Raw genomic sequence first — 19,784 nt, forward strand, 5'->3', positions numbered from 1 at the left:
GGTGGTGTGAAATTGATCACTAACGCGGAAATCGGTGGCAACGGGCGATTTGGGAATCAGATTTTCCAATACATGTTCCTGTCTTTCCATGCCGCCAAATATGGTCTGGAGTTTGCAAATCCGCCTTGGGACGGAGACGCCATTTTCAAGATTCAGCCGGGCCGCAACAGTCTGCCCGAACAGGATCGGAAGTTGGTTGAGGATATTAAAGACCCGCAGCATTGCCCCATTCGGAATGCGACTGGCCCGTTGGATGGCGTAGATGTGTCTGGATATTTTCAGTATCCAACGAGTTTCTACTCCCCGCAACGGGATCGATTGTGTGGAGAGTTTTCGTTCAAACCTCCCTATTCAGATTTTGTAAAACGACTACAGGGCTGGTTTTCGGAATTGCCAGGAACCGTTGTCGCGGTACATATGCGGCGGGGCGATTACGGGACTGGAATTTTCTTTCGTGCGCCTTCCGAATGGTACACGGCTTGGCTTGCTACTCTGCAGAAAAGGGTCGGCGAACTTACGGTTTATGTTGCCAGTGACGAACTAGATGAAGTGTTGGGAGGTTTTGATGCCTTCAGAACGGTTTCTGCAAAAGATGCCCCACACCCGCTTCCGTCTCCGGAATTTGTTACAGATTTCATGGCTTTGTGCGTTGCTCCGCATGTGGCCATATCCAACTCGTCCATGTCCTTCGCCGCGACCATGTTTAACGCGGTCGCAACATCGTTCTACCGGCCCTCTCTCAAAGAAAGGAGGTTGATAGAGTATGATCCTTGGAACGCAGAAGTATTACTGACTGATGTCATAGCCGAAGATGCGGGTGAAGAGTTCATGAGCGAACGCGCAAAGTCGCGCAGCAAATACAAGATAAGAAAGTTCTTTCGCAGAAATGCGTGGCAACACCAAAGGACAAACCGAACCTGAGGGCAGGACAATGGTCGGATTGCGTTACTCGACTTGTCGGCCTCGTATGTCTAGCTTTCCCGCAGCTTGGGATCAGGGCTGGAGATGATCAAGTCGCCATCCGCGTTATCACCGCGGGCGATCACCATCGGGCGACCCATTCGCCGCACCAGTTCGCGCAGTTCAAATCCCAGAAATTTCAGCCCGCACACCCGGCCACCTGTCGCCTGATCGATCAGGCACAGACGTCCATCCCGAAACGCAAGGCTGTATCCCTTTTCCCGAAGGATGCCAGACAATGCGCCCCAGTCTAAGGCGTTTGTGAAAAGCGGTCTGATGGATGCCCGTAGCAACGCTGCGCTTTCGCTATCAAGCTCAGTTGATTTGTTTTTGATCCCGGCTTTACCAGGACTAAATAGTTCCTTCTGAAAACTCATGAGCGACCCCGCTCTAATACTGGTTAACGTGTCCCCCCCCCGAACCGATAGTGTGACAAAGTTTCACGAAATAAGCAAAACTTGAAACTATATTTCTCCACTTTAGTTGCAAAACGAACTCAGTTGGAGTTCATATTCTTGATTTGTTGATATATTGGAAACAAACTCACGCGTATTGTGAGGAATTTGGTCTTCACGTCTGTTCCTGTGTATTGCACGCCTGACGAGTTTTTTTGATTGGGTGCGTGCTTTATCGCACTCCATTTTGGCGCTTTTGGCTTGAAGCTGTTTCATCAATTGGGGTAGGTGATTTGACCGAAAATGCGTTCGGGACAAGGGTCACCCGATCTTATTTGCCGGAGCAGGAATGGCCAGAACACCCCCTCCCTTTGCCGCCTTCGAATGGAAGATCGCCTGGCGCTATCTGCGCGCCCGGCGCACCGAAGGCGGTGTAAGCGTGATGACGTGGATCTCGTTGATCGGGATCACGCTGGCCGTGTTCGCGCTGATCGCCACGCTGGCGGTCCGGTCAGGGTTCCGGTCCGAATTCGTGGGCACCATTCTTGGGGCCAACGCTCATGTAACAGTCTACTCGGCCGGCGAACTGGACGCGCAAGGGCAGGTTGATCGCACCATAGTTGATTTCGACGCCATGGCCGAGCGCATCGCGCGGGTGCCGGGCGTTCAACGCGCCGCGCCGCTGGTCAAGGGGCAGGTCCTGATCACCAACCGCGACCGCAGCAGCGGGGTCGAGGTGTTCGGTATCCGCCCCGACGACCTCTACAGCCTGCCCGGTATTGCCGAAAGCGACCAGGCCTACGGCGACCTGTCCCGGTTCGAGGAGGGGATCGCCATCGGCTCGGGCGTGGCCCGCGCCATCGGTGCAACGGTGGGGGATCGGGTCAAGCTGACCTCGCCCAACGGGGTCAAGACCGCCTTCGGCACCTCGCCCCGCGTGAATGCCTATGAAGTCGTCTACGTGTTTTCGGCCGGGCGCTATGACATCGACCGCACCCGCGTCTACATGCCGTTTTCCGAGGCGCAGAGCTTTTTCAACCGCGAGGGCGTCGCCGACGAGATCGAAGTGATGGTCGATCGCCCCGAGGACCTGAACCCCATCCTGATCCCTATCCTTGAGGCGGCGGGAGAACGCTCGCAGATCTGGACATGGCAGGATGCCTCAGGCGGTTTTCTGCGCGCGCTCGAGGTCGAGGACAACGTGATGTTCATCATCCTGTCGATCCTCGTGCTGATCGCGGCGATGAACATCGTGTCAGGCCTGATCATGCTGGTCAAAAACAAGGGCCGCGACATCGGCATCCTGCGCACTATCGGGCTGAGCGAGGGTTCGGTGCTGCGGGTGTTCTTCATCTGTGGCGCCTTCACCGGGATCATAGGCACCGCGATGGGCGTCATCCTGGGCTGCCTGTTCGCGCTCTATATCGATCCGATCTTCTCTTTCGTGAACTACGTGATGGGCGGCGGCGTCTGGGATCCGGCGATCCGCGGCATCTATGCCTTGCCGGCCGAGCTGCACCTGTCGGACGTGCTCAAGGCGGTTGGGCTGTCGCTGGGTCTGTCCTTCTTCGTCACCTATTTCCCGGCCCGCCGTGCGGCACGGCTGAACCCGGTCGAGGCGCTGCGATATGAATGATGTCACCTTGCGTCTGACCGGCCTGACCAAGACCTATCTGAAAGGCACGCCCGCCGAGGTGCAGGTGCTGCGCGGCGCCGATCTGGAGCTGCGCGCGGGCGAGGCGGTAGCTCTTGTGGCGCCCTCGGGGGCGGGCAAGTCGACCCTTCTGCATATCGCCGGTCTGCTGGATACACCGGATTCCGGGACGGTCGAAATCGGCGGTCAGGACGCGACCGGCAAGGGCGACCGCACCCGCACCGCGATGCGTCGGCGGGATGTGGGTTTTGTCTATCAGTTTCATCACCTGCTGCCGGAATTCACCGCGCTGGAAAATGTCGTGCTTCCGCAATTGGCCAACGGGGTGTCCGACAGGGCGGCCAAGGCCCGCGCGATGGATCTGCTGGGACGTGTCGGCGTCGCCGAACGTGCCGACCACCGCCCGGCAGCTTTGTCGGGGGGCGAGCAGCAGCGGGTGGCCTTCTGCCGGGCCCTAGCCAATGAACCGCGTGTACTGCTGGCGGACGAGCCAACAGGGAATCTGGACCCGGGTACCTCGGATCAGGTCTTTGCCGCGCTGATGGATCTGGTGCGCGAGTCCGGCCTGTCGGCGTTGATTGCCACGCACAACCTTGACCTGGCGGCGCGGATGGACCGGATGCTGCGGCTGGATGGGGGTGTGCTCAGGCCAGCTGAGTGATCGCGACGCCTACGGCCATCACCGCGATCCCGCCGGCGCGCATCAGGGTCAGCGGTGTGACCTGCGCGCCGAAAAGGCCGAAATGGTCGATGGCCGCGGTGCTGATCAACTGCCCCAACAGCACGAAGAACACCGCGTTGCCGACGCCGAAATGCGGTGCGACGTGGGTAATGGATAGCACGTAGAAGGCAATCAGAACCCCACCCAACAGCAGATGTTTCGGGGTCTGCGCAACCTTTGCCAAAGCTTGTGTTCCGGGGAACAGCAGCATCACCAGCGCCGAAGATCCAAACGCCACGGCAAACAGGATGACCGCAGCGGTGGTGGGCGAGCCGATCAGTTTTCCGAGCGCCGCATTCAGCGCGGCGAGAATCGGAACTCCGATCCCGGCGGCGAGCATGATGGCTGCATAATGTGTCATGGCCCGGACCCCTTAGCCGATTTCGTTGATCTGGATCATTGCGGGTCGTGACGGTTCGGGCAACCCTGCTTTTGGCGTTAGAACGGAGGAACGCAATGAAACTGTTGACGTTTACGGCATTGGCCATGGCGGGTGCGATTGCCGCCACAGGTGCTGCAGCCCAGGATGCCGAAGCTGGGGAGCAGCTTTACCTGCACCACTGCGCCACCTGTCATGGACTGGATGCGACTGGACATGGACCAATGGCCGGCGTGCTGTTGATCCAACCGACCAATCTGAAGACGCTTGGGGACGCGGGCGGAAAATTTCCGACCGCGCGTGTGGTGCAGCGGATAGACGGCCGTGATCCTCTGGTCAGCCATGGCAGTCCGATGCCGGTCTACGGGCCATATTTCGAAGGACAGGACACCGCCATCAAGACAGATGCCGGCCAGCCGATCCTGACAAGCAAGCCGATTGCCGATCTGGTCGCGTATCTAAAGACCTTGCAAGGCATGTGAACCTCAGCGGCAGATGCCTTCCACCTTGGCACCGCTCCAAGGGATAACCACGTCGCTTTCTCGCCGGGCACCCGGCAGTTTTTCCGGGTCGAAATGCTTGGCCAGCATGTCATGCAAACGCTGGGTCCGCGGGGCGTCCGGATCCAATGCGCGGCAGCAGACATATTCCTCGACGATGGCGCCCTGCTGTTCAAACCCGTAGTCCAGAAAATCGGCCGAGTTATCCAGATCGAACAGGTAAGGATCCTTGCGGCCACCATGTTCGGCAGCCGCCCGCAACGGGTGATAGCCGGTGGTTTTCCTGTTCTGCCATTGCCAGACATGGGTTAGTTCATGGGCAAAGATCATGGCGGCCACAAGGTTCATCTGGTCGGGGTACCGCGCCATGTAGTCGTCAAGATACCAGTCCTTGGTGAAGTATACCCGGTTGAACAGCGCGATCGCTGCCGGTTTTCCGGTTACGATCTCGTCCTTGACCGGCGGCAGGATACGCTCGCGGCAAGCCAGCCTCGGTCTGGCTTTTCGTTCGTAGGTGATGGAGGCGACCGGCGCGCCCTCGACCAGCCGAACCCGGTCAAGATCCAGCGTTTCACCTTGAACCTTGCTTGCAAAGGCGCGCTCGTTCTCGGTCAGAGGACGACCGCAGGACAACAGAGCAAGAAAGAGCAGGATCGAAACCAACCGGACCATGACCAAACCCTAGCCCGCTGTGGTTCGGTCGCAAGCGATTCTAGAGGCTCATCGCAAGCACCCGGCTGATTTCGGTCAACGACCTGCCGGATTGATGCATCCAGATGTTGAAGGCGTCCTGCACCGCAGCCATCGCTTTCTTGGAGGTGGCTGGCTTGTCTATGACGCCTTCGGCGATCAAACGGGCGGTTACGTCGCGTGACAGGATAAAGCTGTCTCTTCCGGCAAAGCGCATCGCATACTGGGCTGAAGCCCCGCCCAACCGAGAACCACGTATTGCGAGCATGTCCAAAAGTCCGACATAGTCGGTCGATGGCCAGCCGCCCAACACTTTGCCGGCACCGCCTTCCGTGCGGAGTTCCAGAAGAAACGCTGCGTTGTCGCGCACGGTGGCGATCTTGGTGCCGTTGCGCACGATGCGCGTGTCCTGCAACAGCGCGTCGAATTTCTCATCATCCATGAAGGCGCAGCGCCCGACGTCGAACCCGTCAAAGGCCGCCTCGAAACCGTCCCACTTGGCCTCGATGACCTTCCAATTGAACCCAGCCTGAAAGATGCATTTTGTGATTGTCGAAAGCCACCGATCCTCTGGCAGGGTGGCCAATTCCTCTGCGGATTTGGGCTTGGACAGTTTGTCTTCAAGCGCGTGTTGTCCGCCGTGCCGGTCGGCCGCCAGCCCATAGATCTCATCGAAATGGTGCATCGCAAAGCTCCCTTCGCGCCAAATGTTGCCAATTTGTTCCACTAAATGCAAGGGCGGCGGCCGAGTATGGTCTGCCATTTGGGCAAAACAGTCGGAAAATCAGGAATTTGCCCCATCGCCACAAGAATTACTCGACAAACGACCCCAATTGGGTTTGTGATTGACTCGTCAATCAATGTCCGGTCCGCGAAACCTCGGGCAAGCCGCCCCACGACACGAGGGCGCAAGGGGAATGAAATGCGGTACCAAGGCCGTTTATTGGGAATGACGCGAACTGTTCGCTTTCCTTTTCCGGCCAAATTTGTGCATGTTGCGACATGGTATTGTCGTTAGACAAGTCAGCCGGCGGGCACGTTTCCGCCGGGGTGGGCAAAACAAAGAAACAGGGAGAAAATCCATGAAAAAACTGAATGTAAGCCTTCTGGCGATCATGGTCGCTGGCGCCGCGCACGCGGCTGACATGGGCGCGGTGGACGAGCCGATCAAACTGGCGATCAACGAGTGGACGGGCCAACACGTCACCACTCATGTCGCTGCAGAGATGCTCAAGGCCGCCGGTTACCAGGTCGAATTCGTCACCGCGGGCATGTTGAACCAGTTCCAGGCGCTGGCCGACGGAGACATCGACGCCACGCTCGAGATCTGGTCGTCGAACGTGTCGGACGAATACGCCAAGAAAATCGAAGAGGGCACCGTGGTCGAAATCGGCGACCTTGGCCTCGATGCGAAGGAAGGCATCGCATATCCGGCCCATGTCGCCGACCTTTGCCCGGGCCTGCCCGCGTGGGAAGCGCTGAAGGACTGCGCACAGAATTTTGCGACGGCCGAGACCCTGCCGATGGGACGTCTGGTCGACTATCCGGCTGACTGGGGTACGCCCGGGGCAGACCGCATGGTCGGGCTTGAACTGCCGTTCAAGGCTATTCCTGCCGGGTCCGAGGGCGCGCTGATTGCCGAACTACGCGCTTCGACCGAACGCAAATCGCCTCTGCTGATCACCTTCTGGCAACCGCATTGGGCCATGTCGGCCTATGATGTGAAATTCGTTGAGTTGCCGCCGGGTGAAGACGCTTGCTTCAACGATCCGGCCTGGGGGCCAAACCCCAATGCCGTCAATGACTGCGATTTCTCGCCCTCGCGCATCTTCAAAGCCGGGTGGAGCGGTCTGGCGGACAAGTGGCCTGCCGCGTATGAAATCCTGAACAACTATCAACTGGCGGTCGAAGACCAGCAGCCGATGATGGGGGCGATCGATGTCGACGGCGGCAAGGTCGAAGAGGTTGTCGCGGCCTGGATGGCGGACAACGAAGACAAGTGGCGTCCGGTCGTGGACGCGGCAACGAAGTGAGCCACCTAAGTGACTGACGCGAATACGCCAGCCATTGCCTGCCAGTCTCTCTGGCAGGTTTTTGGCCAAGGCGCAGAAAAAGCCCTGACCGACGCGTTGTCTCGGTCAGGGAACGACGCCGACAAGGCCGCTGCCGATTTGCGCGAACAGGGGTTCATCCCGGCTGTTCAGGATGCAAATTTCGAAGTCCGCGATGGTGAATTGTTCGTCATCATGGGTCTGTCGGGGTCCGGCAAGTCGACCCTGATCCGCTGCATCTCGCAACTGTTGCCCGGAACGGGTGGCGAGATCCGCATCGACGGCGACAATGTGATGGGTGCCCCGAAGAAGCAGCTGACCGAACTGCGCCGCAAGAAACTGGGCATGGTGTTCCAGCATTTCGGACTGTTCCCGCACATGACGGTGGCCGAGAACGTCGCCTATCCGCTACGCGTGCAGGGTGTGGGCCGCAAAGAACGTCTGGCCCGCGCGCAGGAAGTCATTTCGCTGGTGGGGCTTGAGGGCCGCGAGGACAGCTTTCCCCGGCAACTTTCGGGCGGTCAGCGTCAGCGCGTGGGCATCGCACGGTCTTTGGCAGTGAACCCCGACATCTGGTTCTTGGACGAGCCGTTCTCGGCCTTGGACCCGTTGATCCGGCGGCAGCTGCAGGACGAATTCCTGCGCATTCAGGCGACGTTGAAGAAATCCATCGTCTTCATCACGCATGATATTCAAGAAGCGCTAAAGCTGGCGGACCGCATCGCAATCATGCGGGACGGCAAGATTGTGCAGATCGGCACGCCGACGGATATCGTTCTGCGCCCCGTCGACGACTATGTGCGCGAGTTCTCAAAGGACGTGGCAAAGGGTCAGCACGCCAAAGTCGCCTCGGTCATGCAAGCAGGCGAGGCCGAGCGCGGTCCCGATGACCCGGGCCTGACAACAAAGATGACATTGGACGCGGCGCTGGCGCGCTGTATGGCATTGTACGAGCCCGTGCCGGTGCATGACGAAACCGGCGCGATCGTCGGCACCGTGCACCCATCGGATCTGGCCGCGGCCTTGCAGGTGGATGACGCATGACCGTCGTCGCTGATGTTCCAAGGCCCACTTGGATGCACCTGACAGCCGGAGCGCAGGCGGCCCTGATAACGCTGATCGTGGGCGCGCTGTGTCTGGCGCTTGAGCCGCACGCGCCCTGGCTCGTCAAATGGCCTGCGTCATGGGAGGTGCCGGCCACACAGTGGGTGGGAACCTTCCTCGACTGGTTTCTGAACGCGATCAAACCGGCGGCCCGGCTGTTTTCCGACCTGATGGCCCATCCGATGGACTGGGCCAACTTCGTGTTGGGCAATACGCCCTGGCCGATCCTGATCGGGCTGGTGACGGCACTCGGTTGGTATCTGGGCGGACTGCCCATGGCGGCGCTGGGCTTTCTGGGCCTCAGCTTCGTGCTGGCCTCGGGTTATTGGGCCGAGAGCATGAACACCTTGGCTCTGGTGGCCGTTTCGGTCCCGGTTGCGCTGATCGTCGGCGGAGCGATCGGCATTCTGGCCAACGAGGTGCCGCGGGTGAAATCGGCCGTTCAGGCAGTATTGGACATCATGCAGACGGTGCCGACCTTTGCCTATCTGACCCCGCTGTTGCTGCTGTTCGGGTTTGGCCCTGTGGTGGGGCTGATTGCCTCGGCCATCTATGCGGCGCCGCCGATGGCGCGCAACGTGATGCTGGGCTTGGAGCGGGTGGAGCCCGAGATCAAGGAAGCCGCCATCATGTCGGGCGGCACCCGGTTCCAGCAGCTGTTCCAGGTGGAAATCCCGGCGGCGGCGACACAGATCATGGTGGGTGTGAACCAGTGCCTGATGGCGGCCCTGTCGATGGTGATCATCGCCGCGGTCATCGGCGGGTTCAACGACATCGGCTGGGAGGTCCTGCTGACCATGCGCAAGGCGCAGTTCGGTGAATCGCTGCTGGCCGGCATGGTGATCGTGGTCTTTGCCGTGGTGATCGACCGCATGAGCGGCACGCTCGCCACTGAACGCGCACGCCATGACAACCGCGTCGTCTGGGCGGTTCTCGGCTTTGCGGTCCTGTTCACGCTGCTGTTCTGGGCGCGGCTGCCCAATCCGTCCGAACTGACGCTGCTGGATCCGGTCGCGGAGGCGGTGGACAGCGGCCTGACAGCCTTTACCCAGAATAACGGCCCGTGGCTGGATTCGCTCAAGAACAACTCGATGTTCTATGTCCTGCTGCCGCTGCGGATCGGTCTGGATCAGGCGGTTCTGCCCTTTACCTGGGGGTTCCAGTGGACCCCAGCCATGAGCTATGGCCTGTTCGCCGCCGGTGCGGTGATCGCCCTGCTGATGGCATGGCGTGGGCATCTGACCGGTGGTCTGGTCACGCTGATCCTGATCGGCATGCTCGAGACCGGCATCGCGAACCTGCCATGGCCCTTCGTGCTGACCGGCGCGGCGGCGTTGGGCTGGGTTGCGGGCGGTTGGCGTTTGGCGGCGCTGTCGGTGGCGCTGCTGAGCACGATCCTGATATCGGGCCTGTGGGAGAGGGCGCTGCTGTCGCTTTATCTCAGCGGTGCGGCGGTGTTTTTCTGCGCCGTCGTCGGCGGGCTGATCGGCCTCGCCAGCGCGGTCTGGTCGCCGGTCTGGAAGATCGTGCGTCCGATCTGCGACATGCTGCAGACGATCCCCCTGTTCGTGTTCCTGATCCCGGTGCTGATGGTGTTCCAGATCGGCGAGTTCTCGGCCTTTCTGGCGATCTGCGCCTATGCGATCGTGCCGATGATCCGCTACACCCGTCACGGGCTGGTCAACACCCCGGACGAGATGATGGAGGCCGCGATCTCGAGCGGCGCGACCGAGTGGCAGATCATGCGCGACGTGCGTGCGCCCTATGCTGCGCCCACGATCCTGCTGGGGCTGAACCAGACGATCCTCTATGCCTTTGCGATGCTGGTGATCGCGGCGCTGATCGGCACGACCGGTCTGGGCCAGTCGATTTATCTGGCGCTGGGGCAGGCGGATGTGGGGCTGGGCATTTCGGCCGGGGCGGCGATGGCCATCCTGGCGCTGATCGCCGATCGCATGGTTCAGGGATTTGCCGAAGAACGCCGCAAGGCGCTGGGCCTGTAACGTTGGATCGGGGGCGGCGCAGCTGCCCCCGACTCCACTTGATTTTGGACAAGGACCGGGGCCGTTTCCCCCGGTATTCCGGGCGCAAAACAGGCGGAGATGACCATGGCCGGTTGGGGCGCTTTTGTTGCTGCACTTCTGATCTTTCTGCTGAGCCACGCCATTCCGGTGCGTCCGGCCGTGCGCGGGCGGTTGATCGGGTTAATGGGGCGCGGGCCCTATTTCGCAGTCTATTCGGCGCTGTCGCTGGCGGTTCTGGCTTGGTTGATCGTGGCCGCGGCCAACGCGCCCTATGTCGAGGTCATCCCGCCGCTGGCGATCCTGCGCTGGGTGCCGCTGCTGGTGATGCCCGTCGTCTGCTGGCTGGCGGTGGCCGGGCTTGCGGCGACCAACCCGTTTTCCTTCGGCGGGCTGGGACGCCGCCCGTTCAACCCGCAACAACCCGGCATCCTGCGCACCACCCGCCACCCGATCCTGCTGGCGATGATGCTGTGGGCGCTGGCGCATCTGCTGGCCAATGGTAGCCTGGCGCATGTGGTTCTGTTCGGCCTGTTCGCGGGTTTCGCTTGGATGGGCATGGCCCTGATCGACAGGCGCAAGGCGCGCGAGATGGGGGCCGATTGGCCGCGCTTGTCGCGCAACACGGCACGCCTGTCGCTGCGATCGCCAAGCCCCTCGCCGAGGCCTTGGGTCTGGTTGGTGGCTGGGCTGGCCTATGCCGCGCTGTTGCACCTGCACGCGCCGGTGATCGGAGTGTCTCCGCTGCCTTGATGCGGGTGCTGGAAGGGGCGCCCCATGCGTGCTAATTGAAACGACAGGATGAAACCCAGAAAGGTCTGCCGATGCACCTGGCCTACGTCACCACCACCGATCGCGGCGCGACCGACCGCCTGCTGAGCGCGGTAGCCGAACGCCTGCTGGCCAAGAGTGCCCGTCTGGCCGGCGTGGTTCAGACCAACACCGAATGCGCCGACAGCAGCAAATGCGACATGGACCTGCGCGTGCTGCCGGATGGCGAAACCATCCGCATCTCGCAATCGCTGGGCAGCCAGTCGCGCGGATGCCGGTTGGACCCGGCCGCGTTGGAGCAGGCGGTGGGATATGTGACGGCGTCTTTGGCCGACCGTCCGCAACTGCTGATCGTCAACAAGTTCGGCAAGCACGAGGCCGAAGGCCGCGGGTTCCGCCCCGTCATCGGCGAGGCGCTGGCGCTGGATATCCCGGTGCTGGTCGGGGTCAACGGCCTGAACCGTGACAAGTTCGTGGATTTCACCGATGGTGCGGCGCAGTCGCTTGAACCCGATCTGGACGCCATCGAGGCCTGGTTCGACAGCGTCGCCAACCTGCGGCCTGCCGCCGAATAACAGCTTTCCCGACGTAACGTCCTGAAAACCGGGCTTGTTCGGTTTCGCCCTGGCTGCAATCCTCTGCCCCGGATGGGAGGAGGATCAGCCATGTGGCAAAACTGGGCAGGCAACCAGACCAGCCAAATACGGCCCAAGCGGCCGACCACGACCGAAGAGTTGCAGCAGCTGATCGCCTCGGCCGAGACCCTGCGCCCGGTTGGGGCGGGGCATTCCTTCACGCCGCTGGTTCCGGGCGCGCAACACATCATTGACCTGACAGCCTTGGACCTGCCTGCCGTGACACAGATCGAAGGCGGGCGGGCCTGGGTCAACGCCAATGCCCGGCTGCGCGATCTGTCGCCGGCCCTGGCCCGGCATGGCATGGCCTTCCGCAATCTGGGTGATATCAACGTGCAGACTCTGGCCGGCGCGGCGGCCACCGCGACCCATGGCACCGGGCGCACCCTGCCGTGCCTGTCCGCCGAGATCACTGCAGCCCGGCTTATCGGCGCGGATGGGCAGACCCTGACCACCGACGACATTCCGCTGAACATGGTGCAGGTCTCGCTGGGCCTTTTGGGCATCGTGACCGAGGCACAGATCAACGTCGTGCCGAAATACAACCTGCGCCGCCGGGTGCGTCTGTCAGGCCTGCAGGACACACTCGAGCGAATGCACCAGCATTGGGACGAGAACCGGAATTTCGAGTGCTTCTACATCCCCTTCACCGGTAAGACCGTAGAAATCCGGCATGACATAACCGACGCGACCGAGACCCGCGCGCCGCGCGATCTGGACATGATCGCCGTCAAGGTTCTGAAGCTGGCGCGCAATGCGGGCCGGCTCAGCCCCGGCTTGCGGCGCGCCCTGCTGCGTCTGCTGACGCTGGCCCAGTCCGACGAGGACTATGTCGGCGAAAGCTGGCGCGTTTTGTGCAGCGAGCGGCACATCCGGTTCAAGGAAATGGAATACCACCTGCCGCCGGAAAACGCCCGGGACGTGCTGTCCGAACTGATCCGACGGTTGGAGCGTGACCATGCCGACATCTATTTCCCGATCGAGGTGCGGCAGACCGCAGGCGACGACGGCTGCCTGTCACCGTTCCGGGGTGGCCCGCGGGTATCGGTCGCCATCCACACCGATGCGAAGGAAGGCCATCTCCGCTATTTCGAGGCGATGGAGCCGCTGTTCCTGCAGGCCGGCGGTCGCCCCCATTGGGGCAAGTTGCACAGCCTGACCTATTCCGATCTGTCGCGCCTCTATCCCGATTTCGATGCATTCTGCACATTGCGTGAACGGCTGGACCCAAAGGGCAAGTTCCTGACGCCCGCGCTGGCCCGGATGTTTCGCCCATGACTGCAGAGTATCTTGAACATCTCGCTCAAGCGCTGCGCGATCATGGTGTCGATCGGCCGGTTGCCGTCGTCGATCTGGACCGGGTCGATGGGAATTGCGACGTCGCCCGCGCAGGGTTGGGCCACGGCTTGCAGGCCCGGCTGGTGGCCAAATCGCTGCCGTGCCTGCCTCTGCTGGACCATATCCGCGTCCGAATTCCGACAACGGGCCTGATGAGCTTTTCCGAACCCATGCTGTCCGCGCTGCTAGCCGCCGAGCCGGACACCGATCACCTGCTGGGCAAGCCGCTGCCGGTTACGGCCGCCCGGCGGATTCTTGAGACGCATCCTGACGCTGCCCGGCGGGTGCAGTGGCTGATCGACACGCCACAGCGGCTGGACGCGTATCTGTCGCTTGCCGCTGACACGGGCCAAACCCTGCGCCTGTCGCTCGAGATCGACGTGGGCCTGCATCGCGGCGGGTTGACCCCCGATCAGGTCGCAGGCGTCGCGTCGCGGATTGCGGATCATGCCCATGCCACCCTGTCGGGCGTGATGGGGTACGAGGTCCATCTGGCCAAACTGCCTGCGCCGCTCCGACGCCGCGCGCGGCGCGCCAGTGCGAACGCCTATGAGCAGGCGGTCGCTGCGCTGGGGCAGGGGGCGCAGGGGCTGTGCCTGAACACCGGTGGCAGCCTGACCTTTCAGAACCCGGCCACACGAACCCCGGCGACCGAGGTCGCCTTTGGGTCGGTTTTGGTGAAACCTTCGGATTTCGACCATGCATCGACCGGGGCGTTTCTGCCTGCCCTGTTCCTGGCCACACCGATCCTCAAGGTCATGCCGTGCAACCCGGTGCCGGGGATCGACCTGCACGGACTGTACCGGACCAACCTCGCCATTTCCGGTGGGCACTATCTGGCCAACCCCGTCTGGCCCGACGGGTTCGGCTATTCCGGCGTGTTCGGGCGATCAAGCAATCAAGAGGTCTGGGTGGGTCCCAAAACAACCAGGGCGCAGCCCGGCGATATCGCCTTGCTGCGCCCCAGTCAGAGTGAAGCGGTTGTGAACCAGTTCGGCACGGTTCTGGCCCTGCGGCAGGGGCGGGTCGAGGCCGAATGGGCCTGCCTGCCCAACTGACGCGGGTCAGATCGCCAGATATTCCTCGCGCAGCTGAGTGTTCTCCAGCACCTCGTCCGCAGCGCCGTCGAACACGATGCAGCCGGTGTCCAGAATGATTGCGCGGTCGGCCAGTTGCAGCGCGCGCACCGCGTTCTGTTCGACGATGATTGTGGTCATGCCCTGCTGCTTGATGTGGATCAGCGTTTTTTCGATCTCGTCGACGATCACCGGGGCCAGCCCCTCGTAGGGTTCGTCCAGCAGCAGCACCTTGATGTCCCGGGCCAGCGCACGGGCGATCGACAGCATCTGCTGTTCGCCGCCCGAAAGGGTCACGCCCTCCTGCTTGCGCCGTTCGCCCAGACGAGGGAACAGCTCGTAGATCCGTTCCAGCGACCAGCCGATCGGGGGGGCGATCTGGGCCAGTTGCAGGTTCTCCTCGACCGTCAGGCCGGGGATGATCCGCCGATCCTCGGGGACAAGACCCAATCCGGCGGCGGCGGCCTCGTAGCTGGTCATGTTGTGCAGCGGCTTGTGGTCCAGCCAGATTTCGCCGTGGCGCACCTCGGGCTCGCCCACCCGCGCGATCGAGCGCAGGGTCGAAGTCTTGCCCGCCCCGTTCCGCCCCAGCAGAGCCAGGATCTCGCCTTCGTGGACGTTGAAGCTGACGCCTTGGACGATGTAGCTTTCGCCATAATACGAATGCATGTCCCACACCGACAGAAACGCGGGCGCGGTGCTGGCCATGTTGGCGTTTTTCGAAAAGTCAGGTTTCTCGTTCATAGCTTTTCCTCACGCCGCCTCGCCCAGATAGGCCTCTCGGACCTTGGGGTTTCCGCGGATGTTTTCGGGGGTGTCTTCGACCAGCGGCGTGCCCTGCGCCAGAACGGTGATCCGCTCGGCCAGGCTGAACACCACATGCATGTCGTGCTCGATGATCGCGATGGTGATGTCGCGTTCATCCTTGATCTGTTTCAGCAGGTCGATGGTGTTGTTGGTGTCGGCCCGTGCCATGCCGGCCGTAGGCTCGTCCAGCAGCAGCAGGCGCGGCTTCTGGCTGAGACACATGCCGATTTCGAGCCGCCGCTTGTCGCCGCGCGACAGCGAGGCTGAATGCATGTGCCGCTTGTCGGCCATATTCATCTCTTCCAGCATGGCCTCGGCCTGTTCGACTACCTCTTTTTCGTTGGCGATGGTCTCGTAGGCGTGCATGCGGAATGCCCCGTCGCGCATCGCGAAGATCGGGATCAGCATGTTTTCCATCACGGTCAGTTCGCCAAAGATCTCGGGCGTTTGGAACACCCGGCTGATGCCCATCTGGTTGATCTGGTACGGCTCGCGCCCCAGCACAGACTGGTTGTCGAACAAGACCGAACCAGTATCCGGGATCAGCTTGCCCACCAGGCAGTTCAGCAGGGTGGACTTGCCCGCACCGTTGGGGCCGATGATCGCATGGACCGAGTTTTCCTCGACGCTCAGGTTCACGTCCGTCAGGGCCTTGAGGCCGCCGAAGCGCTTGCTGACATCTTTTACTTTCAGAATTGCCATTGACGCGTTTCCTTATTCTGCCGGCTCGGTTTTGCCCTCGCGGGTGTCATCCCCGCCAACGCTTTTGCGGCGGATCCAGTTCAGCAACCGCTGACCGCCCTCGACCAGCCCGCCGGGCAGGTAGATAACCACCAGCATGAACAGGATGCCCAGGGTCAGGTGCCAGCCCTTGCCGATGAACGGGTGGATGATGAACACCACCGCGTCCTCAAGCCCGTCAGGCAGGAACGCGAACCAGCTGTGCAGCACGTTGTCGTTGATCTTCGAGAAGATGTTCTCGAAATATTTGATGAAGCCCGCGCCCAGAACCGGTCCGATCAGGGTGCCGGTGCCGCCCAGGATGGTCATCAGAACGACCTCGCCCGAGGCGGTCCACTGCATCCGTTCAGCGCCGGCCAGCGGGTCCATCGCGGCCATCAGTCCACCGGCCAGGCCGGCATACATGCCCGAGATCACGAAGGCTGCCAGCGTATAGGGTTTGGAGTTCAACCCGGTATAGTTCATCCGCTGCTGGTTCGACTTCACCGCCCGCAGCATCATGCCGAAGGGCGAGCGGAAAATGCGGATCGCCAGGTAGAACACCACCATCATGATCACTGCGCACAGATAGTAGCCCGCGTTGAAGTCAAAGCTCCACGCGCCCACATCCATCGTGTAGGTCGCGCGCATCGGCAGTCCGAACAGATGCGGCAGATCGGGCGCATTGGCCCCCTGCAGGATCTGCGGGTCGTCGGCATAGACCTGCAGGCCGGTTTCCCCGTTGGTCAGGTTGAACTTGGGGTTCGACAGCACCGAATAGGCCAGCGCAAAGCTCATCTGCGCGAAGGCCAGCGTCAGGATCGAGAAGTAGATCCCCGACCGGCGCAGGCTGACATAGCCGATCAGCACCGAGAACAGCCCTGCGACCACGACGCTCAGCGCGATGGCCGGGATGACGTTGTAGCTGAGCAGTTTGAACATCCAGACGGCCGAGTAGGAGCCCACCCCAAGAAAGGCCGCGTGGCCGAAGGACAGGTAACCGGTCAGGCCGAACAGAATGTTGAACCCGATGGCAAAGATGCCGAAGATCACGAACCGCTGCATCAGGTCCGGATAGCCCGCATTGAACTGCGCCATGGCGCTGTCAGTGGGGAAGGGGTTCAGGATAAAGGGGGCCAGCAGCGTCAGGATTGCAACGACGATCAGCAGGCTTGTGTCTTTTTTGTTCAGTCCCAGCATGGGTTATTCCTCCATCACGCCTTTGCGGCCCATCAGACCCCGCGGACGGGTCAGAAGAACGATGATGGCGACAAGGTAGATGATGATCTGGTTGATGCCCGGGATCGTGGTGGTCGCCCAGGTGGTCGAGGCAAAGCTTTCAAGGATGCCCAGAAGGAACCCGGCCAGAACCGCTCCGGGCAGCGAGCCCATGCCGCCGACCACGACGACCACGAAGCTGAGCACAAGGAAATCCATTCCCATGTGATAGTTGGGCGGGTTCAGCGGCCCATACATCACGCCCGCAAGCCCAGCTACCGCGGCTGCGATGCCGAACATGATGGTGAACCGCCGGTCGATGTTGATGCCCAGAAGGCCCACGGTCTCCCGGTCCGCCATTCCGGCGCGCACGACCATGCCGAAGGTGGTGAACTGCAGGAACGAGAACACGCCGCCGATGATCAGGACCGCGAACAGGAAATAGACCAGGCGCCAGATCGGGTAGATGATGGCATTCGGGTCAAAGCCAAGCGCCACGCCCAGATCGACGGACCCGCTCAGTGCCGCAGGCGGCGGGGTCTGGATCGGGTTGGCGCCGAAGAAGTACTTGATGATCTCTTGCAGAACGATGGCCAGGCCGAAGGTCACAAGGATCTGATCTGCATGGGGACGCTTGTAGAAATGCTTGATCAGGCCGCGTTCCATCACGTAGCCGACCATCAGCATGATCGGGATGGCAAACAGGATGGCCAGTGGCACGGACCAGTCGATGATGGTCGCGCCCAGCTCGGGGCCGAACCAGCTTTCGACATAGGGGGTCTTCACCTTCAGCGGGTTGCCCAGAAAGTCGGTCTGGGTCTCGTCGACCACCTCGTAGCTGAGGTTGAAGATCTTCTGAAGCGTGACGGCACAGAAGGCGCCGATCATGAACAGGGCCCCGTGGGCGAAGTTCACCACGCCGAGCGTGCCGAAGATCAGCGTCAGCCCCAGCGCAATCAGCGCATAGGCCGAGCCCTTGTCCAGCCCGTTCAGAATTTGCAGTAGGATTGCGTCCATTGTCCTTACCTTTGACTGGTCCCGGCAGCTCTCCCCGGTCGTCTGACCGGAGAGAGCCGTTTTGAGGACTCAGGGGTTTTCTTGCGAAAAACCGAGTGTCGGGGTTACGCGCCCGGGTTGCACTTGCCCAGTTCGCCGCCGGCGAACATCGGGTGATCCGGATCGTATTCGACCTGCGCCCGCGGAGTGATCTCGACGATCTCCAGCGTGTCATAGGCGTTGGTCGGGTTTTCGTTGCCGCGCACGACCAGCACATCCTTGAAGCACTGGTGGTCGGCACCGCGATACCAGGTCGGGCCGTTGCCCAGACCGTCGAACTCGAAGTCCTCGAGAGCTTCGACCACGCCGCACGGGTTGAAGGTGCCTGCGCGCTCGCACGCATCCGCGTACAGCAGTACCTGGGCATAGCAAGTCTGAGCCGAGTTCGACGGCGGCTTGCCGTACTTCTCGCCGAAGGACTTCACGAAGGCCTTGGTGCCCTCATCCTGCAGCTGCCAGTTCCAGTTCATCGAACCCAGAACGCCTTTGATGTTCTCGCCGGCACCGGCTGCCATCAGTTCCGAGTACAGCGGAACGACGATCTTGAAGTCCTTGCCGTTCACGACCTTGTCCAGCAGGCCGAACTGGATCGCGTTTGTCAGCGAGTTGACCATGTTGCCGCCGTAGTGGTTCAGAACCAGCACGTCCGCGCCCGAGTTCAGAACCGGCGCGATGTAGGACGAGAAGTCGGTCGAGGCCAGCGGGGTCTTGACGGTGTTGACCGTCTCCCAGCCCATCGCCTCGGTCGACGCCACGATCGACTCTTCCTGGGTCCAGCCCCAGTTGTAGTCGGCGGTCAGGTGATAGGCGCGGCGTTCGGTGCCCATCTCCTTGGCCAGCACCGGCGCCAGAGCGGCACCCGACATGTAGGCGTTGAAGAAGTGACGGAAGCCGTTCGCCTTCTTGTCCTTGCCGGTGGTGTCGTTGGCGTGCGTCAGGCCGGCCATGAAGATCACGCCCGCCTCCTGGCAGAGGCCCTGAACCGCAACGGCCACGCCCGAGGACGAGCCGCCGTTGATCATGATCGCGCCGTCTTTTTCGATCATCGACTTGGCCGATGCACGGGCAGCGTCGGACTTGGTCTGCGTGTCGCCGGTGACGAACTCGACCTTCTTGCCAAGGATGCCGTTGCCCTTCAGCGCCTTTGACGTGAAGGTGTTCAGGCAGCCGCCGTCGCCTTCACCATTCAGATGCTCGACCGCCAGCTGCTGCGCCAGCAGTTCGTCATTGCCTTCTTCGGCGTAGGGGCCGGTCTGCGGCACGTTGAAGCCCAGCGTGACTGATCCGCCAGTGGGTTCGTTGGTATAGGCCGCGGCCGACGAGGCCGTGAAGATCGTCGGCAATGCCAGACCGGCGCTTGTGACGGCACCAGACTTCAGCACGCCGCGACGCGTGACAGATTTGTTTGACATGAATTCCTCCCAATTAGCAGGCTACGCCCTCGGGCTCCTCTTCCGTCGGGTAAAACGCAACCTGCGCAGGGCAAGTATGAGGGGCAGAATGAAAATTCCCCAACAAGTCCCTAGAAATGAAATATTATTTTGTAAATTCTTGAACTCTTTGATTTATGAATTTGTAAATTTTTGGATTTGGAAGATGCTAAGCTGCTCATTGGAAAGGATGAGTCCGAAAATCCCGTTTCGATACAAGTGTCGGGTGTCAGTACGCAAACGCCAGTCCCACGCCGT

Annotated in this window: 20 protein-coding genes; 11 read left to right on the top strand and 9 right to left on the bottom strand. The window is 61.4% G+C overall.

What is annotated here, in order from left to right; all coding sequences use genetic code 11:
* Positions 1-6: 6 nt before the first annotated feature.
* Complete coding sequence (locus ACR0IR_RS02110) at positions 7-921, top strand: O-fucosyltransferase family protein (protein WP_170364613.1); 915 nt, start codon at positions 7-9, stop codon at positions 919-921.
* 50 nt (positions 922-971) lie between these two features.
* Here ACR0IR_RS02110 and ACR0IR_RS02115 read toward each other — a convergent pair whose 3' ends face one another.
* Positions 972-1,337, bottom strand: a complete 366-nt coding sequence (locus ACR0IR_RS02115) for a hypothetical protein (protein WP_170364611.1) — start codon at positions 1,335-1,337, stop codon at positions 972-974.
* Between the two features lie 367 nt (positions 1,338-1,704).
* On the opposite strand from ACR0IR_RS02115, the gene ACR0IR_RS02120 reads away from it, so the two are divergent.
* Positions 1,705-2,991, top strand: a complete 1,287-nt coding sequence (locus ACR0IR_RS02120) for a lipoprotein-releasing ABC transporter permease subunit (RefSeq protein ID WP_170364609.1) — start codon at positions 1,705-1,707, stop codon at positions 2,989-2,991.
* Positions 2,984-3,670: an ABC transporter ATP-binding protein gene (locus tag ACR0IR_RS02125; RefSeq protein ID WP_170340830.1), complete on the top strand. Its 687-nt coding sequence runs from the start codon at positions 2,984-2,986 to the stop codon at positions 3,668-3,670. Before ACR0IR_RS02120 ends, ACR0IR_RS02125 begins: the two co-directional genes overlap by 8 nt.
* On the opposite strand, the gene ACR0IR_RS02130 is transcribed toward ACR0IR_RS02125, so the two are convergent.
* Complete coding sequence (locus ACR0IR_RS02130; RefSeq protein WP_170340233.1) at positions 3,654-4,091, bottom strand: DMT family transporter; 438 nt, start codon at positions 4,089-4,091, stop codon at positions 3,654-3,656. The genes ACR0IR_RS02125 and ACR0IR_RS02130 overlap by 17 nt on opposite strands.
* 95 nt (positions 4,092-4,186) lie before the next feature.
* Here ACR0IR_RS02130 and ACR0IR_RS02135 point away from each other — a divergent pair, with 95 nt between their 5' ends.
* The gene (locus tag ACR0IR_RS02135) at positions 4,187-4,591 is read left to right on the top strand and encodes a c-type cytochrome (RefSeq protein ID WP_170340833.1); all 405 of its coding nucleotides are present in this window, start codon (positions 4,187-4,189) and stop codon (positions 4,589-4,591) included.
* A 3-nt stretch (positions 4,592-4,594) separates the two neighbouring features.
* On the opposite strand, the gene ACR0IR_RS02140 is transcribed toward ACR0IR_RS02135, so the two are convergent.
* Together ACR0IR_RS02140 and ACR0IR_RS02145 are read right to left on the bottom strand one after the other, a co-directional pair.
* Positions 4,595-5,281 carry a hypothetical protein gene (locus tag ACR0IR_RS02140; protein WP_170364602.1) on the bottom strand — a complete coding sequence of 229 codons (687 nt, stop codon included), beginning with the start codon at positions 5,279-5,281 and terminating at the stop codon, positions 4,595-4,597.
* Positions 5,282-5,321: 40 nt separating this feature from the next.
* Positions 5,322-5,984, bottom strand: coding sequence for a DNA-3-methyladenine glycosylase I (locus ACR0IR_RS02145; RefSeq protein WP_170340838.1), 663 nt, complete (start codon positions 5,982-5,984; stop codon positions 5,322-5,324).
* A 397-nt stretch (positions 5,985-6,381) separates the two neighbouring features.
* Here ACR0IR_RS02145 and ACR0IR_RS02150 point away from each other — a divergent pair, with 397 nt between their 5' ends.
* The 7 genes from ACR0IR_RS02150 (at position 6,382) to ACR0IR_RS02180 (ending at position 14,277) form a co-directional block, all read left to right on the top strand.
* Positions 6,382-7,332, top strand: a complete 951-nt coding sequence (locus ACR0IR_RS02150; protein WP_170340840.1) for an ABC transporter substrate-binding protein — start codon at positions 6,382-6,384, stop codon at positions 7,330-7,332.
* Positions 7,333-7,341: 9 nt separating this feature from the next.
* Positions 7,342-8,394, top strand: a complete 1,053-nt coding sequence (locus tag ACR0IR_RS02155; RefSeq protein ID WP_093964806.1) for a quaternary amine ABC transporter ATP-binding protein — start codon at positions 7,342-7,344, stop codon at positions 8,392-8,394.
* Positions 8,391-10,457 (top strand): ABC transporter permease, encoded by a 2,067-nt coding sequence (locus tag ACR0IR_RS02160; protein ID WP_254441570.1) that lies wholly within the window; start codon positions 8,391-8,393, stop codon positions 10,455-10,457. Before ACR0IR_RS02155 ends, ACR0IR_RS02160 begins: the two co-directional genes overlap by 4 nt.
* 105 nt (positions 10,458-10,562) lie before the next feature.
* Positions 10,563-11,228, top strand: a complete 666-nt coding sequence (locus ACR0IR_RS02165) for an NnrU family protein (RefSeq protein ID WP_170364600.1) — start codon at positions 10,563-10,565, stop codon at positions 11,226-11,228.
* A gap of 71 nt (positions 11,229-11,299) precedes the next feature.
* A complete protein-coding gene (locus tag ACR0IR_RS02170) occupies positions 11,300-11,821 on the top strand; it encodes a DUF2478 domain-containing protein (protein WP_170365197.1) in 522 nt (173 codons plus the stop codon).
* Between the two features lie 90 nt (positions 11,822-11,911).
* A complete protein-coding gene (locus tag ACR0IR_RS02175) occupies positions 11,912-13,159 on the top strand; it encodes a D-arabinono-1,4-lactone oxidase (protein ID WP_170364598.1) in 1,248 nt (415 codons plus the stop codon).
* Positions 13,156-14,277 (top strand): alanine racemase, encoded by a 1,122-nt coding sequence (locus ACR0IR_RS02180; RefSeq protein WP_170364596.1) that lies wholly within the window; start codon positions 13,156-13,158, stop codon positions 14,275-14,277. The genes ACR0IR_RS02175 and ACR0IR_RS02180 overlap by 4 nt, the downstream gene beginning before the upstream one ends.
* Positions 14,278-14,283: 6 nt before the next feature.
* Here ACR0IR_RS02180 and ACR0IR_RS02185 read toward each other — a convergent pair whose 3' ends face one another.
* The 5 genes from ACR0IR_RS02185 to ACR0IR_RS02205 all read right to left on the bottom strand — a co-directional run bounded on the left by ACR0IR_RS02185 (position 14,284) and on the right by ACR0IR_RS02205 (position 19,508).
* Complete coding sequence (locus ACR0IR_RS02185; protein WP_170364595.1) at positions 14,284-15,039, bottom strand: ABC transporter ATP-binding protein; 756 nt, start codon at positions 15,037-15,039, stop codon at positions 14,284-14,286.
* Positions 15,040-15,048: 9 nt separating this feature from the next.
* Complete coding sequence (locus ACR0IR_RS02190; protein WP_093964812.1) at positions 15,049-15,804, bottom strand: ABC transporter ATP-binding protein; 756 nt, start codon at positions 15,802-15,804, stop codon at positions 15,049-15,051.
* A gap of 12 nt (positions 15,805-15,816) precedes the next feature.
* Positions 15,817-17,022, bottom strand: coding sequence for a branched-chain amino acid ABC transporter permease (locus ACR0IR_RS02195; protein ID WP_093964813.1), 1,206 nt, complete (start codon positions 17,020-17,022; stop codon positions 15,817-15,819).
* Positions 17,023-17,025: 3 nt separating this feature from the next.
* Positions 17,026-18,057 (bottom strand): branched-chain amino acid ABC transporter permease, encoded by a 1,032-nt coding sequence (locus ACR0IR_RS02200; protein ID WP_170364592.1) that lies wholly within the window; start codon positions 18,055-18,057, stop codon positions 17,026-17,028.
* A 104-nt stretch (positions 18,058-18,161) separates the two neighbouring features.
* Positions 18,162-19,508, bottom strand: a complete 1,347-nt coding sequence (locus ACR0IR_RS02205) for a substrate-binding protein (protein ID WP_093964815.1) — start codon at positions 19,506-19,508, stop codon at positions 18,162-18,164.
* Positions 19,509-19,784: the final 276 nt, after the last annotated feature.

This window comes from Ruegeria sp. CF2 (assembly GCF_056537385.1).

Bases quoted from the DNA above. Each gene is read 5' to 3' on its own strand.
- ACR0IR_RS02130 (WP_170340233.1), bottom strand. From the start codon at position 4,091: ATGACACATTATGCAGCCATCATGCTCGCCGCCGGGATCGGAGTTCCG.
- ACR0IR_RS02180 (WP_170364596.1), top strand. From the start codon at position 13,156: ATGACTGCAGAGTATCTTGAACATCTCGCTCAAGCGCTGCGCGATCAT.
- ACR0IR_RS02115 (WP_170364611.1), bottom strand. From the start codon at position 1,337: ATGAGTTTTCAGAAGGAACTATTTAGTCCTGGTAAAGCCGGGATCAAA.
- ACR0IR_RS02175 (WP_170364598.1), top strand. From the start codon at position 11,912: ATGTGGCAAAACTGGGCAGGCAACCAGACCAGCCAAATACGGCCCAAG.
- ACR0IR_RS02195 (WP_093964813.1), bottom strand. From the start codon at position 17,022: ATGCTGGGACTGAACAAAAAAGACACAAGCCTGCTGATCGTCGTTGCA.
- ACR0IR_RS02160 (WP_254441570.1), top strand. From the start codon at position 8,391: ATGACCGTCGTCGCTGATGTTCCAAGGCCCACTTGGATGCACCTGACA.
- ACR0IR_RS02185 (WP_170364595.1), bottom strand. From the start codon at position 15,039: ATGAACGAGAAACCTGACTTTTCGAAAAACGCCAACATGGCCAGCACC.
- ACR0IR_RS02200 (WP_170364592.1), bottom strand. From the start codon at position 18,057: ATGGACGCAATCCTACTGCAAATTCTGAACGGGCTGGACAAGGGCTCG.
- ACR0IR_RS02140 (WP_170364602.1), bottom strand. From the start codon at position 5,281: ATGGTCCGGTTGGTTTCGATCCTGCTCTTTCTTGCTCTGTTGTCCTGC.
- ACR0IR_RS02165 (WP_170364600.1), top strand. From the start codon at position 10,563: ATGGCCGGTTGGGGCGCTTTTGTTGCTGCACTTCTGATCTTTCTGCTG.
- ACR0IR_RS02150 (WP_170340840.1), top strand. From the start codon at position 6,382: ATGAAAAAACTGAATGTAAGCCTTCTGGCGATCATGGTCGCTGGCGCC.
- ACR0IR_RS02135 (WP_170340833.1), top strand. From the start codon at position 4,187: ATGAAACTGTTGACGTTTACGGCATTGGCCATGGCGGGTGCGATTGCC.
- ACR0IR_RS02170 (WP_170365197.1), top strand. From the start codon at position 11,300: ATGCACCTGGCCTACGTCACCACCACCGATCGCGGCGCGACCGACCGC.
- ACR0IR_RS02125 (WP_170340830.1), top strand. From the start codon at position 2,984: ATGAATGATGTCACCTTGCGTCTGACCGGCCTGACCAAGACCTATCTG.
- ACR0IR_RS02120 (WP_170364609.1), top strand. From the start codon at position 1,705: ATGGCCAGAACACCCCCTCCCTTTGCCGCCTTCGAATGGAAGATCGCC.
- ACR0IR_RS02205 (WP_093964815.1), bottom strand. From the start codon at position 19,508: ATGTCAAACAAATCTGTCACGCGTCGCGGCGTGCTGAAGTCTGGTGCC.
- ACR0IR_RS02145 (WP_170340838.1), bottom strand. From the start codon at position 5,984: ATGCACCATTTCGATGAGATCTATGGGCTGGCGGCCGACCGGCACGGC.
- ACR0IR_RS02190 (WP_093964812.1), bottom strand. From the start codon at position 15,804: ATGGCAATTCTGAAAGTAAAAGATGTCAGCAAGCGCTTCGGCGGCCTC.